Below are 18,057 nucleotides of genomic sequence, written 5' to 3' on the forward strand. Positions count from 1 at the left end.
CCGTACGCGGCGTCCCGATTGTCCGACCAGAGCGTGATGGCGGGCCTCACGCGGCCACGCTCCCCAGCTCGTGACCGCACTTCGCGCAGTGGGAGTGATCAAAGTAGCTGGGGACGTGGGGGCAGGGAACGAGCGTCAGCCGCTCCCCGCGCGGCCACGCGCGGCACGTGAGCGCGGACCGATCGAACGGCCGGTAGTAGACGATGGCCCCGCCATGGTCCAGCGGAGAGATGTAGTCGACCCATCCCAGCGGCGTAGCCATGCCAACCCGGACATCGGCAACGTCCACCGTCGCCGGGGCATCGGCCTGCGGGGCCTCATGGACGAGCCCCAGGGCGGTGCGGCCCGCGTCGGTCAGCCGGTACGGCCGGACACGAACCAGCCCCCCGCGCAGGTCACGGAACTGGTCAGGAACCTCGACGATCAGACCCTGCCTGACTAGGCTGTCGATCGTTCGGGCGTTGAGCGTGATCTCAGAGGCGCCGCGCGCCGAGAAGTAGCCGTGACCGACGCTGTCGGCCCGGTAAGAGACCGAGCCTTTGCGAACGACCCTCAGCGCGCGGCGCTGAGGGTCCGACAGCCGCAGGGCCTTGCTGGTGTGTGCGTCCATGGGGTCGACGGCACCCATCTCGCACTCGCACGGGCCTTCATCCACCGCACCCACCCGGACCCCGAACAGGCAGCCACCGCAGCAAGCGACGCCCTCATGATCGTTGACGGCAAGGAAGTGACCAACGGCCCGACCTTCAACCGGGCCGCCGGTATTTGGCGCACCCTCGCCCGCAACGAGGAGTGGGCACRGCTCGAACCCGTCCGCGACCTGGGCGAACAGGTCTCATCCGAGCGCCGTGCGCTCCCAGCAGGCCCAACCATCTAGATCGTTGCCAAAGTTCTCTACGGGGTCGAGTTCCGGCAGGCGATGGGCTCTTCGACGGTTGCCGGACCCGCCCGAGAAAGGACGAGCCCCTCATGGCCCAGATCRATGACCACCGGTGGATGACGCGGGCCATCGAGCTCGCTCACCGCTGCCCGCCCGCCACCGGTGCCTACTCGGTGGGTGCCGTCATCGTCGGCGAGAACGGCGAGGAGATCGCGTTCGGGTTTTCCCGCGAGGTCGACGACACGGTGCATGCCGAGGAGTCCGCGCTCGCGAAGGTCGCTCCCGATGACCCCCGTCTCGCCACCGCGACGRTCTACAGCACACTCGAACCCTGCTCCCAGCGCATGTCGTGGCCACGCACCTGCACCCARCTCATCCTGGAAGCGAAGATCCCCCGAGTGGTCATCGCCTGGCGGGAACCCAGCCTGTTCGTCGCCGACTGCCAGGGCTACGAACTGCTCGGCGCGGCCGGGGTCACGGTCGTGGGAATGCCCGAGCTCGGCGAGCGGGCCCGCGCCATGAAGGCTCACCTGGCCGTCTGATCATCGGCTGGATCACCCGCGATGGCGTCCGGGTGGGCCGGTGCCCGCCCCGGCTGCCGCGCGGGAGCCGGGGCAGGCGATCTTCTTGCCCGGCGGCGACGCATGTGGGGCGCGCCGACGGATATCGTAGATGGCGCGGCGTCGCCGTGCCGCCACGCCGCTGGCTGATCGAAACCAGGGGCGCGCCTTCCCTCTCAGTTGAGGTGGCTCAGCAGTTGAGGTGGCTGCGGCGGTGCGGTCGGCGCAACCGCGAGGGGGTGGGTCGGTGGGCGTGATCCGGGTGGAACCGTACGGCGGCCGCGACTTCGACGTCGAGGTCGCGGAGGAGACGTCTCCGGGAGTCCGCGGGCTCTCCTTCAACTACCGGGTGCGGGTCGATGACAAGGTGCTCACGGCGGTGGGGCTCTCGCCCGACGATGTGCCGGGCCTGATCGCGTTGGTCCGCGCGTCGTTCGCGTTCCTGCTCGCGCGGGAACCGGCCGGGTCCATCCTGCCCACCTTCGAGCTGTCCGAGATCACCCGCTACTTCCCGAGCTATCCGGCGGAGATCGCCGGCAGCGTGCCGAGATGAGCGGGGCCGGGGCATCGGGGGACGTCGGGGCATCGGGGGACGTCGGGGCATCGGGGGACGTCCGGGCATCGGGGGACGTGGACGCCCTGCTGCTCGTCTCGTTCGGGGGTCCCGAGGGGCCCGGCGACGTGTTGCCGTTCCTCCGCAACGTKACCAGGGGCCGGGACATCCCCGCCTCCCGGCTGGCGGTCGTCGCCGAGCAGTACCACCTGTTCGGTGGGCGTAGCCCMCTCAACGAGCAGAACCGGGCGCTGGTCACCGCGTTGCGTGCGGAGCTGCCCGGGCTGCCGGTCTACTGGGGGAACCGGAACTGGGCGCCCTATCTGACCGACACGGTCGCCCAGATGGCCGCCGACGGCATCCGGCGTGCCGCGTGCTTCGTCACCTCGGCTTTCTCGTCCTACTCGGGATGCCGGCAGTACCGGGAGGACCTCGCGGCAGCCGCCGCCGCGGTGGGGGACCGTGCGCCCGAGCTGGTGAAGCTGCGGCTGTTCTTCGACCATCCGGGGTTCGTGGAGCCGATGGTGGACCGCGGCGTCGCGGCGCTGGCCGACCTGCCGGCGAAGGTGCGTTCCGATGCCCATCTGATCTTCACCGCCCATTCGCTCCCCCTCGCGCAGGCCCGCGCCAGCGGGCGTGGCGAGGGCGCCTACGCTCGCCAGCTGCGGGCCACCGCGGCGGTGATCATCGAGGGGATCGAACGCATCACCGGCGTGCGTCATCCCTTCGACCTGGCCTTCTGCAGCCGCAGTGGATCGCCGGGCGTGCCGTGGCTCGAGCCGGACGTGCGCGATCGGCTCGCGCAGCTGGCCGCGGCGGGGGCCGCCAGTGCCGTGATCATTCCGCTGGGGTTCGTCAGCGATCACGTGGAGGTCCGCTACGACCTCGACGTGGGGGCCCTGGAACGGGCGCGGGAGCTGGGCCTGCCGGCGACGCGGGCGGGCACCGTCGGGGTGGATCCGCGGTTCGTCTCGATGGTGGGAGAACTGATCGAGGAGCTGCGTCGTCCCGGCGGTGTCCGACGGTCGCTGACCGGCCTCGGGCCATGGCCGGCGGACTGCCCCGCGCACTGCTGCGAGCCCCTCGGGCCGCCGCGGACCTGAACCCCCGCGGACCTGAATCCCCGCGGACCCGAATCCGGGGTGGTCCTGAATCCGGGAGGGTGGGCGAGGGCGGACCGCACGGCGATGCGGCCATACTGATGGTGAACCGAGGCTGATGGGGAACCGATACTGATGGGGAACGAAGCGATCAGAACCGAACGACGAAGCGAGTCAAGGTAACGGAGCGATCGGAGATATGCGGCGCTACGTGTTCGAATCCCCGGAAAGGTTCGTGGTGGGAACCGTCGGCCAGCCGGGTGACCGGGTCTTCTTCCTGCAGGCTGCCGGGCGTGGTCAGGTCGTGACGGTCGGTCTGGAGAAAACCGAGGTCACCGCCCTCGCGGAGGGGCTGACMGCGTTGCTCGGCCAGGTGGGCCAGACCCAGGGCATCGTGCTTCCGACCGCTTCGGACGTCGAGATCGATCTTGCCCCGCTGGATGCCCCGTTCGAGGAGGACTTCCATCTGGGCCAGCTCACGGTGTCCTGGGACGGCCATCGGGTCTTCGTCGAGGCGGCCGGGCTGTCTCCCGGGGAGTTCCGGCTCCCCGAGAGCGAGGACGAGCTCGACTCGTTGCGGGTGGGACTGTCGATCAAACAGGCCCGTGCCTTCATCGAACGGGCCCGCACGATCGTCGCCGCCGGGCGTCCACCGTGCGTCCTGTGCGGTCGCCCGGACGATCCGGCCGGGCACTTCTGCCCTCGGCTGAACTGACCGGAGCCGGCCGGGGCGGACAGCCGGCGATCGTCAGTTCGAGGGCGGCACGGGGGCATACGTCGGGTCGAAGGCGTCGTAGGCCGCCGCATAGGCGCGACGCACCGCCGCGGAAAGGTTGCGCAGCGCCGCGGACCTGCGGGCGATCTCGCTCGCGGTCACCGCGGCACCGTCGTCCCGGGCGGCGAGGTCGAGCAGGGTCGACAACCGCTCCGCCCGGGCCAGCAGGGCGTGCGCCCCCGGTGGATGGCCCGGGCCCAGCCCCGGGCCCGGGTCATCCACCCCGCGGTCGCGCAGCAGGGCGAGCACCTCGGGGCGGGCGCTTGCGATGTCGAGGTCGATGAGCGCGGCCGTCGTGGTGCGGATCGCGTTGCTGAGGTCGTGTTCCGCGGCGCGCAGGCCGGCTCCGGGCGGTGGCACGCGGGACGCGACGAGCACCCGCCAGTGCACCGACTCCAGCCGCCCCTCCAGGGCCGGCCCGTGCACGACGACCCCGGGGACGAGCACCAGCGGCGGGTTCGGGCCGATCACGATGATCGCCTCTCCGGCGGTGATCGCGTCCCTGTTCACCTCCGCCGGGCCGGGCAGGCCGGTGGCGTCCCCGGGGGCGGGCAGGACCAGCCGGAGCCGTTGCGCTCCGGCCGAACGCAGGGCTCCCAGGCCCAGCACGAGCGGCTCGTCGCCGAGGGTGTGCGGCGCCGCCTCGCCACCGAGCGCGCGGTGCATCTGGGTGATGACGTCGTCGAGCCCGACGAGCCCGGCAAGCCACGCATTGCCCCATCCGGTGAGGACTCCGGACCGGGGCGACGCTGACAGGGCGGGAAGCACATTGCCTACCGTAGGCAATCGAGGAGCCTTCAGGCTCGCCGAGGGGGCCRTACCAGACCTTTTTCCGGGTGATAGCGCCATTTGTCGCCTCTGGGCAGGCACCGCCCGGCCAGCCAGGGCAGGCCCACGCTCAGCAGCCAGTAGGAGTGCTCGATGATTCCCGGAGCCGGTTCCTCATGATCGGGTCCGTCCGGCAGACCCACGAGTGGTACCCCGGCGTGCGACAGACGGTGGGCGAACGCCTGCGCGATCAGGCGGTGGCCGCGTGGCCCCGGGTGGATCCGGTCCACGTCGAAGCTGGACCGGCTGCGCACCGCAGGGTGCCCGCCGAGGTCGACCATCAACACTCCGGGGTCCGTCCGGGCCGCGGCCTGGACCGCCGCGTTGAGCCGTTCGACCCGTTCGCTCAGGATCCGGCCGAACGGCGCCGGCACCGGGAGCAGCCGGCTKGGATCGGGCATGGTAGCGGTGAGGACGACGACTCCGTCGGCCCGCAGTCGGCCCACCGTCCAGACCAGGTCCTGGCGTAACCGCAGCGGATCGAACGTCGGTTTCAGCACGTCGTTCATGCCGGCGATCACGCTGGCGATCTGGGGGCCCAGCGACAGGGCGACGGGGAGCTGACGGGTACGCACGTCGTGCGTGGTCGCTCCCGTGGTGGCCAGATTGGTGAATTCCATGGCGCCGGCCGGGCCCAGGCACGCGGCGAGCCGGGCGGCGAAGCCCCGTCCTCCCGTCGCGGGGCGGCGGTGTTCGCGTCCCATCGTCACGCCGTCGCCGAGGCCGACCGTGATGCTGTCGCCCAGCGCGACGAACCGCCGGGATCCGGTGCCGGAGTCCATGGCTCTGCCCGCCTTTCAGGCCGCGAGTCAGGCCGCGAGCGGCGGCGCCGGTGGCTGCGGGAAGGCCGTGCCCGGGGCGGCCGGACCGGGCGAGTCGTGGCAGGCAAGGAAGCCCGCGACCGTGGCCGACCAGGGGAACTGCTCCGCGCGGGCCCGGGCCGCGATCCGGCGCGCGTGGATCTGCGCAGGCGAGGCGGACAGCAGGTCCACGACGGCGTCGGCGAACGTGAATCCGCTGCCCGCGGCGATCGTGCCCACTCCCGGGACGATCAGTTCGGCGAGCGCGCTGGCGTGGTGCACCACTGCCGGGGTGCCGCTGGCGAGCGCCTCCAGAGCGGCCAGCCCGAAGGTCTCCACCGGGCCGGGGGCGAGCGCGAGGTCGGCGGTCGCCAGCAGGCCGGCGAGCCGTTCCCGGTCGGCCACGAACCCGAGGAAGGTCACCGGCAGCCCGGCCGCATGCCGTTCCAGCCGGCCCCGATGGGCCCCGTCACCGGCGATCACCAGGCGCGCCGGCACCCGGCGGCGGACGAGTTCAGCTGCCGCGTCCACGGCGAGGTCGACCCGCTTCTCCGGTGCCAGCCGGCTGGCCACCACCAGCAGCGCCTCCTGGTCACGGGCGAAGGCGCGTCGCAGGGTCAGGTCGTGGTGGGCGGAGGAGAAACGGTCGAGCTCGACGCCGAGCGGAACGTGGCGCAGGTTGCCGGCGCCGATGCGGACGAACTCCGCCGCCGCCCAGGCCGTCGTCGCCACGACGGAGTCGAAGGCGGCCGCGAGCGAGGCGTTCGCCCGGTCCGCGGCTGTCGAGACCGGCAGGACTCCCCGCAACGGTGCGGGTGTCCAGGTGCCGAGCAGGCGGTCGAGCCGCTCGTGGCTGACGACCAGCGACGGCACCCCGCGACGGCGGGCCCATCGGGCCAGTGGACGCAGGGTCGCCCGGTCGTGGACCTCGAGTCGGTCGGGCCGTTCCCGGTCGAGCAGGTCGGCGACGCGCCACGGCTCGGTGATGATCCGGTAACCGGTTCCGGGTAGCCGGGGGGCGCGCAGTTGGAGCACGCGGGCATCCGGCCGGACCAGTTCGGCGTCCTGCTCGCCCGGAATGATCTGGACGACCTCGTGGCCCGCCGCGGTGTAGCCGGCGGCGAGGTGGCGCAGTGTCGTCCGGATGCCGCCGGAGGCCGGCGCGACGAAGTTTGCCGCCTGCACGATCTTCATGCTGACCACCCGTCGTCGTTTCCCGTCCCGGGCCGCTTGCGTGCGTCCCATCCGTCCCGTCGTCCGCCCCGCCGTCCGCTCCGTCCCTCGATGACCGGGCCGGGGTGCCTGAGGCGGCCGAAGCGACCGGCCCCGCCGCCGGTGCCGAGCACGTCACGGTAGTGGCCGAGCAGCTCGTCGCCGATCGCGCTCCACCCGCATCCCGCGACCGACTCCCGGGCCGCCGCACCMATCGCCACCCGACGAGGGAGGTCGTCGGTCAGGGCCGCGACCTGCGCCCGCAGGGCCGCGGGGTCGCCGGGAGTGTAGTGCAGCCCGGTGCGGCCGTGCTCGACAACGTCAAGCAGCCCGCCCGCCGCAGGGGCGACCACCGGTACCCCGCTCGCCTTGGCCTCCTGCGCCGCCTGGCAGAATGTCTCGTGGATGCCGGTGTGGACGAAGACGTCGAGGCTCGCGACCGCGGCCGAGAGCTCCTGCCCGGCGCGGAATCCGAGGAACGCCGCGTTCGGCATCGACCGGGCCAGGGTGGGACGGGAGGGGCCGTCACCGACGACGACGAGCCGGGTGTTCGGGATGTCGGACACCGCTCCGAGCAGCTCCACCCGCTTCTCCCGGGYCAGCCGGCCGACGTAGCCGACCAGGACCTCGCCGTTCGGAGCRAGGCGGCGGCGCAGCTCGTCGTCCCGGTGCGCCGGGTGGAAACGTTCGAGGTCCACCCCCCGACTCCAGCGGGCGACCCGTTGCACGCCCTGGCTCAGGAGGGTGTCGACGGCATCCCAGGACGGCGCGAGGGTCCGGGCCGCGAGCCGATGTACGATGGCGAGCCAGTGCCAGATCGTGCGTTCCGCGGTGGCCAGCCCGTAGCGGGCTGCGAACGCGGCGATGTCCGTCTGGTAGACGGCGATGCTCGGTATGCCGAGGCGCCGCGCCGCGAACACCGCCTGCGCCCCGAGGCCGGCGGGCGCCGCCAGATGGACGATGTCCGGGTTGAACTCCCGTAAGGCGGCGGGAAGCCCGGGCCACGGGACTGCGAAGCGAAACGCCGGGTAACCCGGTAGGGGAGCCGACGGTGCCCACAGCACCGGTGCGCCGGCGTGGCTGCGCGCCGCCGCGCGTCGGGCGGCGGGCGCCGGAGCCGGCGCGATGACCATCGCCTCGTGCTGCCGGTCCCGCAGATGTTCCAGCACTCGACAGACCGTGTTCGTCACCCCGTCAACATGGGGGAGGAACGACTCGGTGATCACCGCTATGCGCACACGAGCACGGTGGCAGGGCATGGAGCCGTGCCGCAGACGGCCAGCCGACCGTTACATGAACGTTCTGGCACAGCTTGGTGCACCGTACGGGTGCACACGACCGGCTGTTCATCCGGTCGGCGGATCCGGGCCGGATTCCCGTCCGACATGGTGCCACTTGACATGATACTGCTTGACATGTTGTCACTTGAGGTGGTGTCACCTGACATGGTGCTAGCTGACATGGTGTCGTCCGACACGGCGCCCSGCGGACGCCGTGGTTCCTGGTCCGCACCGTCGCACGCCGGCCGCCGGCATTTTCCCCGGGCGCCGGTGAGGAGGATATTTGGAGGCACGGGGCGGYGCACCGGTCGGGGAGTGAGAGCCATCGAGGTGTACGCGTGATGTTCAGGCGGCAGGACACGGTCCTGATCACGTCCGCGGCCCGGTCGCGGCAGTGGGACATCCATCGGCGGGAGGTGCGTTACCTCCTCTCGATGATGTTCCGGATGCTCTGCTTCGTGCTCGCCGTGGTCGCCTTCCACGGCTGGCTACGGTTCGTCGCCGTCGCGATGGCCGTGATCATTCCGTGGGTCGCGGTGGTCATCGCCAACGGTGGTCCGACGCCCGAACGCGACCGGCCCGTCAGCTACGATCCGGGCCAGCCGGCGGCGGGCGAACTGCCGGCCCTGGAGGCCGATCCCCACCGGGTGGTCGACAGTGAGGGCTGGGTGGATGACGAGGGCTGGGTGCACGGCCATCCGGACCCACCGGGCCGGGACGGCACCGGGCTCGGCGAGGCGTCCGTCTCCGGGCCATCGGGTTGACGTCAGCCATCGGGTTGACGTCAGGTTGAGCCGGTGAGGTGCATCAGCTTCACCACTGACTACGGACTCGCCGACGGCTTCGTCGCAGCCTGCCACGGGGTGATCCTGCAGACGGTGCCGGATGCCCGGATCATCGACGTGACCCACCTGGTGCCGCCGGGGGACGTGCGGCGGGGGGCGGCCGTGCTCGCCCAGACGGTGGGTTCCCTGCCTCGGGGGGTGCACCTCGCCGTGGTGGATCCCGGGGTGGGCACGTCGCGCCGGGCCCTGGCACTGCGCGCGGTCGGCGGTCACCTGGTCGGGCCGGACAACGGCCTGCTGATCTCCGCGGCCGAGCGGCTGGGGGGGATCGAGGCCGCGGTCACGCTGGAGGTGCGGCCCGCAACCCCCGCGACGTTCCACGGCCGGGACGTCTTCGCCCCGGTGGCTGCCGCCCTGGCGCGCGGGACACCGCTCCAGGAGGTCGGTGAGCCGGTGGAGCCGGCGACCCTGGTCCGTCCCCGGGCGGCCCTGGCCCGGCTACGCCCGGATGGGACCGTGGAGACCGAGGTGGTCCTCGTCGACACGTTCGGCAACGTCCAGCTCGCGGCCTCCGGCGCGCTGCTCGGCGCGGCCGGGCTGCGCCCGCCGGGTCGGGCGGTGCTGCGACCGCTCCGGCGGGACCGCCTGACCGGGGCCGAGCAGGCGGCCGGCCCGCTCGCGGCCGCGGGCCCGATGACTGAACTGGCCGTGGGGGTCACCTTCGGCTCGGTCGGCCCGGGGGAGGCGGTGCTCTACGTCGACTCGGCGGGGATGGCGGCCCTCGCCGTGCGCGACGGTGACGCCGCGCATGCCCTCACACTTATGCCCGGCGACCGCCTTACGCTGCGCCGCTGGGACGGGCGTCCGGGACAGGCGTCCCGTGAACAGGCGTCCGGGACAGGCGTCCCGTGAACAGGCGTCCGGGACGCCGCACCGCCTGTCGGGGGTCCGCACCGGTCAGCAGAATCCCGGGAGGGTCAGCCAGCTCGGCCCCGGGTCGGGAGCGTCATCGCGCAGGACCGTTCCCTCGATCTTGCCGTACGGCCGGTCCGCAGCGTAGTAGACCGTGTTGGGATTATCGAGCCCGAACGGTTCTAGATCAACCAGAAAGTGGTGTTTGTTCGGCATTGACAGGCGGATTTCGGYGACGTCGGCGTGCGCGGTCAGYGCCGCCTCGCCCATCCGGTACAGGGTCTGTTGCAGAGCCAGGCTGTGGAGGCTCGCGAAGGTGCTGACCAGAGCCGTCCGTACCCCGTCGAACAGCCGCCCGAAGTCGAGGTCTGACTGGGCGTAGCGCCAGCGGGCGGTGACCTCTGTCGCCAGGATGCGGTCTGTCGTCTCGGGCAGTGTGGTGTACCGGTCGCGGAGAAACCCCGAGAATYCCGAGCCGGTCGACTTCAGCAGGACCAGCCCGGCGAGTCCGGACACGACGAAGGCCGTGCCACGGTCGAGGGTGACGACCGTCGTCCTTTTCTCCCCAGCCGACCTGCTGAAGGCATGGTCGTGCGGCACCCCATCCACCTGGATGCGGTCCCACCGGTACTGCTCGATTTCTATCCGGGCGCCGTCGATCCCCGGGAGGGATCCGGCGAAATGGTGACCCAGCCGGATCGCGAAATCCTCGATCTGGCCGATTCCGTGCTCGCGGGCGARGGCGTAGACGGTGTTTTTCTGCGCGTCCGTGGTGAGCACGTGCGCATTGTCGCCGGACAGGTGCGCGGCGGCGAAGTCACCACGAAGCGCGGTGGAGACGTTCAGATCGGTGATCTGGTGCACCGGTCCGTTCCGCGCCACGTGGACGAGACGGACCTCCGCCTTTCCATACTGATTGGGCCCGAGAACGATCGCCATGTGGCCTCCCTGTCGTGGGACGGTCATTTCCCTTGTCCGGAGTGCGCCTTTCGCCCGACCGGGTCGATCGGCCTGCCGTGGGTCCGACCGTCCCGGCGCCGCACCGGTGTCGTGCCGGCACCGGTACGGGCCGGAGACCGCCGAACGTGGCCCGACCATTCTGCTGGACCGGGTGACATCCCGGACCGACGGTGAGTTTCGCGCGCCCGACTCGTGCCGCCCGGCGCCCCGGCCTGTCGCCCCGGCCTGTCGCCTGGGTGCCCCTCCGAGCCGTGTGGACCGCGGGGGTGGGATCACGCGGTGGTGGCCCGTCCGGGCGGCTTCCGGCAATGGAAAGCCAGTGAGACGTCAATGGTCCCGCATGCCGGCGGTGCCGTGTACCGCCCAGTCGTCTCTGGTTGCGGAAACTCATCTGCGCGGGTGACGGGTTGCGTCTTCTTTGATATCGCCGTGGGTTCTGGCCGTCGTTTCGGGTGGTCGGTGAAATGTCCTCCGGGGCGGGCAACCTGGGAAGGCGTTCGTGCGTCAGAAGGGGAGAAGGGGAGGGGTGTATGTGGGACGCCTGGAGAGTGCTACTCTCCGTATTAAGATGCTCGACACCGGGTGATGATCTGCCGGTTGGCGCCGTAGATTACGCTGATCGAGGGTACGTGGGGTTGATCTCTGGGTACCGTTCGGACGTAGCTTCCCGTCCGGCGATGCTGCCGGCGCGGTCTTCGGGAGGGGGCATTACATGTCTCGCTCGGTAATGATTCCCCCGCGTATTTMCCGTGGGTGGGGTCACTCGGCCAGGCCGGAATCCCGGCCGGCGGAATCGCCTGGTCGCCGGCCCCGGCGGTGGCCGGGGGGGACGCTTCTGCTCGCCGCGGTGCTGTCCGCGGCGGCCTGTTCCGGCGGGGGGGCGTCACCGGCGCCGGCCGGGGCCACCCCCGCCCCGGATCCGGCGGCGAGCGTGACGGTCACGCCGAGGGACGGCGCTACCGGGGTGGCGCTGACCAGCCCGATCGTCGTGCGCGGCAACGCCCCGCTGGCCGCGGTCTCCGTCAACCGGGGGGCGAGCGCGTCGGAGAAGACGGAGCCGGGGACAATGCCCGGCACCTTCTCGGCCGATCATCGGACCTGGACATCCTCCGGCGGGCTGTTCGCCGACTCGCGGTACGACGTCGAGGCGTCAACGTCCCCGGCGACGGGCATCGCCGGGACGACGTCGGTGCGGACCAGCTTCGTGACCGGCGTCCCGGCGAAGTCGTTCAAGGTCTCCTGGGAGCCGGTCGCGGGCCAGACCGTCGGGATCGGCGCGCCGATCAGCCTGACGTTCAGCGCCCCCGCGTCCAGTCGGGCCGCCGTCCAGAGCCGGCTGGTCGTACGGACCGATCCGCCGGTCCTCGGCGCGTGGAACTGGCTGTCGAACCGGGTCGTCATGTGGCGACCGGAGGGGTACTGGAAGCCCGGGACGAAGGTGCACGTCGAGGCTAACTTCGCCGGCTACGACGCGGGCGGGGGCCGGCTCGGGGTCAAGGACCGGGCGATGGACTTCGTCATCGGCTCCGCCCAGGTCTCCAAGGTCGACTCGGCCACCCACACGATGAAGGTCTTCCGGGACGGGCAACTGCTGCGCACGATGCCGGTCAGTCTCGGCAGACCCAGTCTGCCGAGCATGGACGGCCCGCACAACGTGCTGGGCAAGTCACCCGAAGTGATCATGGACTCGGCCACCGTGGGCATCCCCCAGGGCAATCCGGACTACTACTACGAGAAGGTCCAGTGGGCGGTCAACTACACCAGTGGCGGGCAGTACGTGCATTCCGCCCCCTGGTCGGTGCCCTCCCAGGGGCGAGCCAACGTCTCCCACGGGTGCGTGAACGCCTCACCCGCCGACGCCCAGTGGTTCTACAACTTCACCCGGCTCGGTGACATCATCGACATCGTCAACACCGGTCGRCCGCCGGACACCTCACAGCTCGGCAACGCGTGGTCGGTCCCCTGGGCCACGTGGAAGGCGGGCAGCGCGCTGCCGGTGTCCGACCAGCTCGCCCCCGTGGTGAGCCTCGACTCCGCGGTGAGCACAGTCACGCCCGGGCCCGTKACCGCCACCCCCAGGACCGGCGCGGCGGGCGCCGGCGCCTGACCGGGCGATCGCGGCCTCGCACCCGCGGCAGCGTGGACGACGCCCGGCCCGACCGGTTCGGTGCCGGGCGTCGCCAATGTGCGCCCTCGGCCGCTCCCACCGCTATGGCGGGGGCGGGATGGCGCGGGATGGCGCGCGGTGGCGGGGTGGCGGGACGGGGACAGCCGGTCAGGGGGAGGAGTCGGGCGGGCGAGCAGGCGGTGAATTTCCGTCCGGGGGAGGTGTCGTAAACGACGGATCGGCCCGTGACGGTCGCGAACGGCTCATGCTGTTGAGYAAGGGTATGGAGAGCGAGCTGTCGAGACGCTCCGGCYCGTCGCGACGGTCGGTGCGCCGGTCCGTTCGCGCGTGCGGTCCTGCCCGAGGGCGTCGAGGCGCGCGGGCGCGGCGTCTCGTGCGGGTGYGACGTTCGAGAGGTGCATAGTGAGGCGCTTGCGCAACCAGACCACCGGCCTGCTGGTCTGGTGGGTCGAGGTGCTGATGCTGGTGATCCTGTACTACTCCTACACCGGCACCCGTGCCGTGGCCGACGCCTCCACCGGCGAGGCGATGCGGATGGGCCACGATCTCCTGCGCCTRGAGACCTTCCTGCATCTCGATCCCGAGCTCGGGCTCAACCGCTGGTTGCAGAGTGTACCGGTGCTGGCGGTCGTCTGTTGTTACTACTACGCGACGCTGCACTTCGTCGTGACGCCGGCCCTGCTGGTGTGGATGCATCGTCGGCACCCCCCCCGGTACGCTCAGGCCCGCTGGACGCTGGTGATCACCACTCTGATCTGCCTGGTCGGGTTCTTCCTGTTCCCGACCGCCCCGCCCCGGTTGCTCACCGGCACGTCCTATGTCGACACCATGTCCCACTTCGAGGGCTGGGGATGGTGGAGCGGTAGCGCGAGCGCCGCCCCGGACGGGCTGGAGGGACTGACGAACCAGTACGCCGCGCTCCCGTCGCTGCACTGCGCATGGTCGTTGTGGTGCGGTTTCCTGCTGGTGCGCTTCGGGCGCCGACCGCTGGTCCGGGTACTCGGCGCGCTTTATCCGGCGGCGACCCTGTTCGTCGTCATGTCGACGTCGAACCACTATCTCCTGGACGCGGTCGCCGGATGGGCGGTCCTGGGCGGCGCCGCCGGTGCGGTCGCGCTCGTCGCCGGGTGGCGGTCCCGGGTCGGTTTCGTGGGGAGTGCCGCTGGGCAGCCGGCCGTGCCGGGAGCCGGATCGCAGCTTGCGCCGAACGCGCTGGCACCGGTGTCCGTGCCACTGCCGTCTCCGCCGCCGTCTTCACTGGCGCCGCCGCCGTCTTCACTGGCGCCGCCGCCGTCACCGGTGCCTCCGCCCGCCCCGCCGGCCACCTCCAGCATGGCGATGCGGGTCACACCGGTGGCGCGAGCCGATGGAGCGCACGCGAACTGATCGCGGTGGGTGGCCGGTGCCGATCCGACCGGTRCCGATCCGACCGCTGTCGGCCTGGTGTGGCTCCCCAGGTGGGTGCATCTTTCGCCCCGATGCGTTACTTCTGGGACCGATGTGCGAAAGTTGCGGGACAGCGGTTTTCCCGGCCGCGTCCGACCTTGCGGCACCCCTCTCCCCACACCACCTCGAAGATCGGCCCTGTCCCGACGATCAGCGCCACCTCGAAGATCCCGCGTCCGGTCCGATCCCGCTCGGAGTCCGATCGATGTCCCTGTCCACGACCGTGCGTCTGCAACGTCCGCGCCCGGTCGCCTTCGCCATCGCACTCGTGCTGGCGTGGTTGCTGCTTGCCCTTGTCGCGTTCGCCCTGCGCCGCGGTCCCATTGAGGATGATCTCGCAGCCCGGGCGACCGCGGCGGTCCGGTCCACCGGCGGCGTGCACGCCCAGGTTCACGTCGAGGGGCGTGAGGCGGTTGTCACCGGTCGTTTCCCGAGTGCCGCCGCCGCCGAACAGGCGCGAGCCTCGGCCGCGGTCGCCGGCACGACCTCCGCGCGTCTCGGCGACGACGTGGTCATCGCGACCGAACCTGCGCGCCCCCTGGTGCTCGCTGTGGCCGGCCGAGGACTGTCGATCACGGCGACCGTGCCCGACCGGGCGAGCCGTGCCGCGTTGCTCGCTGCCGTGGCGGACGCGAGCGGCGGCTCGGTGACCGGTGAGGTCCGGGTCGACCCGGCCGTGGCGGAGCCGCCGGTGGAGGTGGTGGCCGCCGTCGCGGCGGCGCTGCGCGGTTTTCCCGGGAGCCACTCGGTCACGGTCTCCGGGACGACCGTGGCGGTGGCCGGCAGTGCCCCCGACGAGGCCACGAGGCGGCGCCTCGGCGCCCAGGTGCTGGCAGCGGCCGGTACCACCGTCCCCGATGCCACCCTGGACAACCGGCTTGTCGTCCCGCGCGAGAAGCCTGCCGCCGCGGCGGCGAAGTCCACCTCCGATGCCGGGGCCCTCGCGGCCCTACGCGCCGCCCTCGACGCTCGGAACGTGACGTTCCCGGTCGGCGCAGCAACGCTGAGCCCCCCGGCCCGCCTTTGGCTTGACCGGGTGGCGGCGGCGCTGCGCGCCGGCCGGGTCGTGGTCCTGGTCGGCGGCCACGCCGACGCCTCCGGGTCGGCGACCCTCAATCAGGCGTTGTCTCTGGACCGGGCCCAGGTGATTGCCGACTACCTGACGGACCGGGGCGTACGTCCCGACCTCATACGCGTCGCCGGGTTCGGTTCCCGGTGGCCGGTGGCCGACAACGCCACGCCTCGGGGACGGGCGGCCAACCGTCGGGTCGAGATCGTTCCGTGGCCCGACAGCTGATTCTGGGCGAGCCGGATCTCGGCTGATCCGGCCGATCTGCAGTCCGGCCGGATCTCGGGTCCGGCGGGACTGTCGGGCCCGGCCGATTTCCGGCCCAGTGCCACGATGATGTCGCGGATGCGCGACTGTCTTGCCTGCGGCGGGTGGCCCATGGCATCCTCTGCTTAGGGAAGCCTTAGCTAAGGCCGCTCCACGGGGTCGACCRCTCCACGGGGTCGAAGGATCATCGACAGATCGACGGATCGACAGGGTCGCGAACTGCCGCTTGGCCGTCCGCGTGCTGGCTGTCTCGGGCGTGGTGAGGTGCGGTGCTCGTCTGTTCGTGCTTCGCGGTGTCCGACCGGTTGCTACGCAACGTGATCGCCTCGGGTGCCTGCGACGTTGACGCCGTCGGCGAGCGATGTGATGCCGGGACGGGCTGTGGCGGCTGTGTGGAGGAGATTGCCGAGCTGTTGGGTGAGGCGTCCGCGCGCCGCGGCAGTCCGGTTGCCAGAGCGGGGCAGGGTTCCGGATCGGGTTAGGGCCGCGTGGCGGCCGAAGTGCCGCCGTTGCCGTCGTCACGGAACATCATCAACGCTCTGAGTACGGTCGCGTTCCTGGMCCGTCGGCTACGGAATGAGACCGGCTATGACCGATATCTCGGACCGCCGGCGGACCGGCCCGCCTCCGCGGTGACCGTGCATCGGGCCAGGTGACCGTCATGCTCGGGCGGTGTCCCCGCGCCCGGACACATCCGGTCCACCCGCGAGCTACCGCGTGGAGCTACCGCGTGCTGGGATCACCCTCGCGCTGCCACGACGGCATACGGATGACCCACCCCGACATTGCCGGCTACCGTGGGCCAACCGGCCGAAGTCCGCCTGAGAGGTAGCATCGGCCGGTCGATCCGGCCGAGCCGCGACGCCCCGCTGGTTGCGAGGCACGAGGTCGGCGACGGCGCTGAGTCGGCTGCGCCAGCCGGATCGCGGGCGATGCCTACGGGTACGGTACGGTGCCCCGTGAGGAGGTCGTGGCGATGTCCGCTCGCCAGGTGCGGCGGTTTCAGCTGGAGCGTGACGTTGACGTCTCCGGCGTCTCCGGGACGGGTGCGGTCGCGTTCGGGGCGMAGGCCCCCGACGGCACCTGCGTGCTGTGGTGGGACTCCGAACACGATTCCATCGGGATCTATCCGACGATGGAGACGCTGCTTGCCATCCACGGACACGGCGGTAGTACCCGCGTCGTCTACATCGACGCCGCCGACCAGACCGTCCCCGCGGTTGCGGTGGGGCCCGCCGCTTCGGCCGTTCCCGTCCTCTCCGCGGCGTCGCCCGTGCCGGGTCCGGCGTCGCCCGTGCCGGGTCCGGCGTCGCCCGTCCCGGGTCCGGCGTCGCCCGTCCCGGGTCCGGCGTCGCCCGTCCCGGGTCCGGCGTCGCCCGTGCCGAGCCCGGGGTCGCTGGCCACCCCGGCCCGGTCGGCCCGGCCGAATGCGCCCCTGCGTGCCGCACCGTCGCTACGCCTCGGTTCCGCGGCGCGTTCGGCCGCCGCGGCTCGTGGCCCGCGTCCTTCGCCRACCCGCAAGACGCAGCCCGGGGGTGAYGGCCGCTGATCAGGTCAGCGGGCGGAAGCAGGCGGTGGTCCGTTCCTGCGGGTCTACGGTGTAGAGCGCCAACGTGCCCGCCATCTCCTTCGGATCCACGCCGTTGTCGAGCATTTGCCGGTGCAGGCCCGCCATCATGGGCAGGGCGTAATGCACCAGAATCGACGTGATGTCGGCGGGATGGCGCAGCGCCTCGCGAAACTGTTCGTCGGTCGCCGCGTCGCTGGTGAGAGCGGCGAGGACGCCGAGCCGAATCCGCCCGGCGAGGTTCTCCCAGAGCTGGGCGTTTTTCGGGGCCTCCGGTCCTCGCCAGATCCCCGGGAACGCCAGGTCGGCGACGACGGCGGTCGGCTGTCGTCCCGTCCGGAGATGTATCGCGACGACCCACATCGCCATGAGCCAGCACATCCCGCGCAGGGTGTGCAGCGGATCGACCATCATCTGCTCACGGAGGTGCCGCTCGGACTGCGGGCGGCTGGCCGGAGCCAGCCAACCGCAGACGAGACGTTCGAGGTCGACGATCTGGACCATGGGCAGGTCCGCGGGGTGCGRCCGGGCCAGCGCGGCGGCCCGGTTGGACTCGGGGTCGACCAGGGCGAGCGCGCCCGGATYGGAGAGTGTCTGCCAGGCCAGACCTGCCGACGGCATGCGGCACACGGTAACGCGAAACGCGGCGCACCGACCACAGCATGGCGGCATTGTGTGGCATTCGACGGTTGCCTCACCGCCGATTCTCTGGATGTGTCGTCGTGGTCTCCACCGGAGGACCGATGCCGCGCCCACAGCGGTCCCCGGATCCGGGAGGAGCGTCGCGAACGGCAAGCGGACGCCCGGGGTTCACTCCTCGCCGAGGAGATCTGACTACTCGCCGAGGAGGTCGAGGGGGGTGGTGGGTTGGTGGGGGGTGTGGGGGGTGGTGGTGAGGTGGTGGCGCCAGAGGGTTTCGGCGGCGTCGGGGTCGT

20 protein-coding genes are annotated in these 18,057 nt (G+C 71.6%); 12 read left to right on the forward strand and 8 right to left on the reverse strand.

Annotated features, from left to right (window positions below; translation table 11 throughout):
- Positions 1-46: 46 nt before the first annotated feature.
- Positions 47-610: a MarR family winged helix-turn-helix transcriptional regulator gene (locus tag CcI156_RS22015; RefSeq protein WP_070982684.1), complete on the reverse strand. Its 564-nt coding sequence runs from the start codon at positions 608-610 to the stop codon at positions 47-49.
- On the opposite strand from CcI156_RS22015, the gene CcI156_RS22020 reads away from it, so the two are divergent.
- The 5 genes from CcI156_RS22020 to CcI156_RS22040 all read left to right on the forward strand — a co-directional run bounded on the left by CcI156_RS22020 (position 599) and on the right by CcI156_RS22040 (position 3,808).
- Positions 599-877, forward strand: a complete 279-nt coding sequence (locus CcI156_RS22020; protein WP_254847558.1) for a hypothetical protein — start codon at positions 599-601, stop codon at positions 875-877. The genes CcI156_RS22015 and CcI156_RS22020 overlap by 12 nt on opposite strands.
- 92 nt (positions 878-969) lie before the next feature.
- A complete protein-coding gene (locus CcI156_RS22025) occupies positions 970-1,422 on the forward strand; it encodes a deaminase (protein WP_076807971.1) in 453 nt (150 codons plus the stop codon).
- Positions 1,423-1,687: 265 nt separating this feature from the next.
- Positions 1,688-1,993, forward strand: a complete 306-nt coding sequence (locus CcI156_RS22030) for a hypothetical protein (protein WP_023841911.1) — start codon at positions 1,688-1,690, stop codon at positions 1,991-1,993.
- Positions 1,990-3,096 (forward strand): ferrochelatase, encoded by a 1,107-nt coding sequence (locus CcI156_RS22035; RefSeq protein ID WP_023841910.1) that lies wholly within the window; start codon positions 1,990-1,992, stop codon positions 3,094-3,096. Before CcI156_RS22030 ends, CcI156_RS22035 begins: the two co-directional genes overlap by 4 nt.
- A gap of 196 nt (positions 3,097-3,292) precedes the next feature.
- On the forward strand, positions 3,293-3,808 hold the full coding sequence (locus tag CcI156_RS22040; RefSeq protein WP_011436339.1) for a DUF3090 domain-containing protein: 516 nt from the start codon (positions 3,293-3,295) through the stop codon (positions 3,806-3,808).
- Between the two features lie 33 nt (positions 3,809-3,841).
- On the opposite strand, the gene CcI156_RS22045 is transcribed toward CcI156_RS22040, so the two are convergent.
- Genes CcI156_RS22045 through CcI156_RS22060 form a run of 4 tightly spaced genes read right to left on the reverse strand, consistent with a single transcriptional unit; the run spans position 3,842 to position 7,946 of the window.
- Positions 3,842-4,636: a hypothetical protein gene (locus CcI156_RS22045; protein ID WP_173645814.1), complete on the reverse strand. Its 795-nt coding sequence runs from the start codon at positions 4,634-4,636 to the stop codon at positions 3,842-3,844.
- Between the two features lie 29 nt (positions 4,637-4,665).
- Positions 4,666-5,478: an SGNH/GDSL hydrolase family protein gene (locus CcI156_RS22050; protein ID WP_076807973.1), complete on the reverse strand. Its 813-nt coding sequence runs from the start codon at positions 5,476-5,478 to the stop codon at positions 4,666-4,668.
- Between the two features lie 27 nt (positions 5,479-5,505).
- Positions 5,506-6,690 carry a glycosyltransferase gene (locus tag CcI156_RS22055; RefSeq protein ID WP_011436342.1) on the reverse strand — a complete coding sequence of 395 codons (1,185 nt, stop codon included), beginning with the start codon at positions 6,688-6,690 and terminating at the stop codon, positions 5,506-5,508.
- On the reverse strand, positions 6,687-7,946 hold the full coding sequence (locus CcI156_RS22060) for a glycosyltransferase family 1 protein (RefSeq protein WP_217697737.1): 1,260 nt from the start codon (positions 7,944-7,946) through the stop codon (positions 6,687-6,689). Before CcI156_RS22060 ends, CcI156_RS22055 begins: the two co-directional genes overlap by 4 nt.
- 383 nt (positions 7,947-8,329) lie before the next feature.
- Between CcI156_RS22060 and CcI156_RS22065 the strand changes: the two genes are divergently transcribed.
- Positions 8,330-8,752, forward strand: a complete 423-nt coding sequence (locus tag CcI156_RS22065) for a DUF3099 domain-containing protein (protein ID WP_011436344.1) — start codon at positions 8,330-8,332, stop codon at positions 8,750-8,752.
- A gap of 33 nt (positions 8,753-8,785) precedes the next feature.
- Positions 8,786-9,685: an S-adenosyl-l-methionine hydroxide adenosyltransferase family protein gene (locus CcI156_RS22070; protein WP_011436345.1), complete on the forward strand. Its 900-nt coding sequence runs from the start codon at positions 8,786-8,788 to the stop codon at positions 9,683-9,685.
- A 45-nt stretch (positions 9,686-9,730) separates the two neighbouring features.
- Here the strand turns inward: CcI156_RS22070 and pucL are convergent, their stop codons facing one another.
- Together pucL and CcI156_RS27930 are read right to left on the reverse strand one after the other, a co-directional pair.
- Positions 9,731-10,624 (reverse strand): factor-independent urate hydroxylase, encoded by an 894-nt coding sequence (gene pucL, locus CcI156_RS22075; RefSeq protein ID WP_076807978.1) that lies wholly within the window; start codon positions 10,622-10,624, stop codon positions 9,731-9,733.
- Positions 10,625-11,404: 780 nt separating this feature from the next.
- Positions 11,405-11,722, reverse strand: coding sequence for a hypothetical protein (locus tag CcI156_RS27930; protein ID WP_235463258.1), 318 nt, complete (start codon positions 11,720-11,722; stop codon positions 11,405-11,407).
- Here CcI156_RS27930 and CcI156_RS22080 point away from each other — a divergent pair.
- The 5 genes from CcI156_RS22080 to CcI156_RS27195 all read left to right on the forward strand — a co-directional run bounded on the left by CcI156_RS22080 (position 11,712) and on the right by CcI156_RS27195 (position 17,104).
- Positions 11,712-12,752 carry an Ig-like domain-containing protein gene (locus CcI156_RS22080; protein WP_371681836.1) on the forward strand — a complete coding sequence of 347 codons (1,041 nt, stop codon included), beginning with the start codon at positions 11,712-11,714 and terminating at the stop codon, positions 12,750-12,752. The two genes, CcI156_RS27930 and CcI156_RS22080, sit on opposite strands and share 11 nt — an antisense overlap.
- 423 nt (positions 12,753-13,175) lie before the next feature.
- Positions 13,176-14,159 carry a phosphatase PAP2 family protein gene (locus CcI156_RS22085; protein ID WP_023841908.1) on the forward strand — a complete coding sequence of 328 codons (984 nt, stop codon included), beginning with the start codon at positions 13,176-13,178 and terminating at the stop codon, positions 14,157-14,159.
- 265 nt (positions 14,160-14,424) lie between these two features.
- Positions 14,425-15,516, forward strand: coding sequence for an OmpA family protein (locus tag CcI156_RS22090; protein WP_011436349.1), 1,092 nt, complete (start codon positions 14,425-14,427; stop codon positions 15,514-15,516).
- 308 nt (positions 15,517-15,824) lie between these two features.
- Positions 15,825-16,037, forward strand: a complete 213-nt coding sequence (locus tag CcI156_RS22095; protein WP_011436350.1) for a bacterioferritin-associated ferredoxin — start codon at positions 15,825-15,827, stop codon at positions 16,035-16,037.
- Positions 16,038-16,507: 470 nt separating this feature from the next.
- Positions 16,508-17,104 carry a hypothetical protein gene (locus tag CcI156_RS27195; RefSeq protein ID WP_254847559.1) on the forward strand — a complete coding sequence of 199 codons (597 nt, stop codon included), beginning with the start codon at positions 16,508-16,510 and terminating at the stop codon, positions 17,102-17,104.
- Here CcI156_RS27195 and CcI156_RS22105 read toward each other — a convergent pair whose 3' ends face one another.
- Positions 17,105-17,743, reverse strand: coding sequence for a hypothetical protein (locus tag CcI156_RS22105; RefSeq protein ID WP_076807984.1), 639 nt, complete (start codon positions 17,741-17,743; stop codon positions 17,105-17,107).
- Positions 17,744-18,057 lie beyond the last annotated feature (314 nt).

This window comes from Frankia sp. CcI156 (genome assembly GCF_001983015.1).
Lineage (GTDB): Bacteria > Actinomycetota > Actinomycetes > Frankiales > Frankiaceae > Frankia > Frankia casuarinae.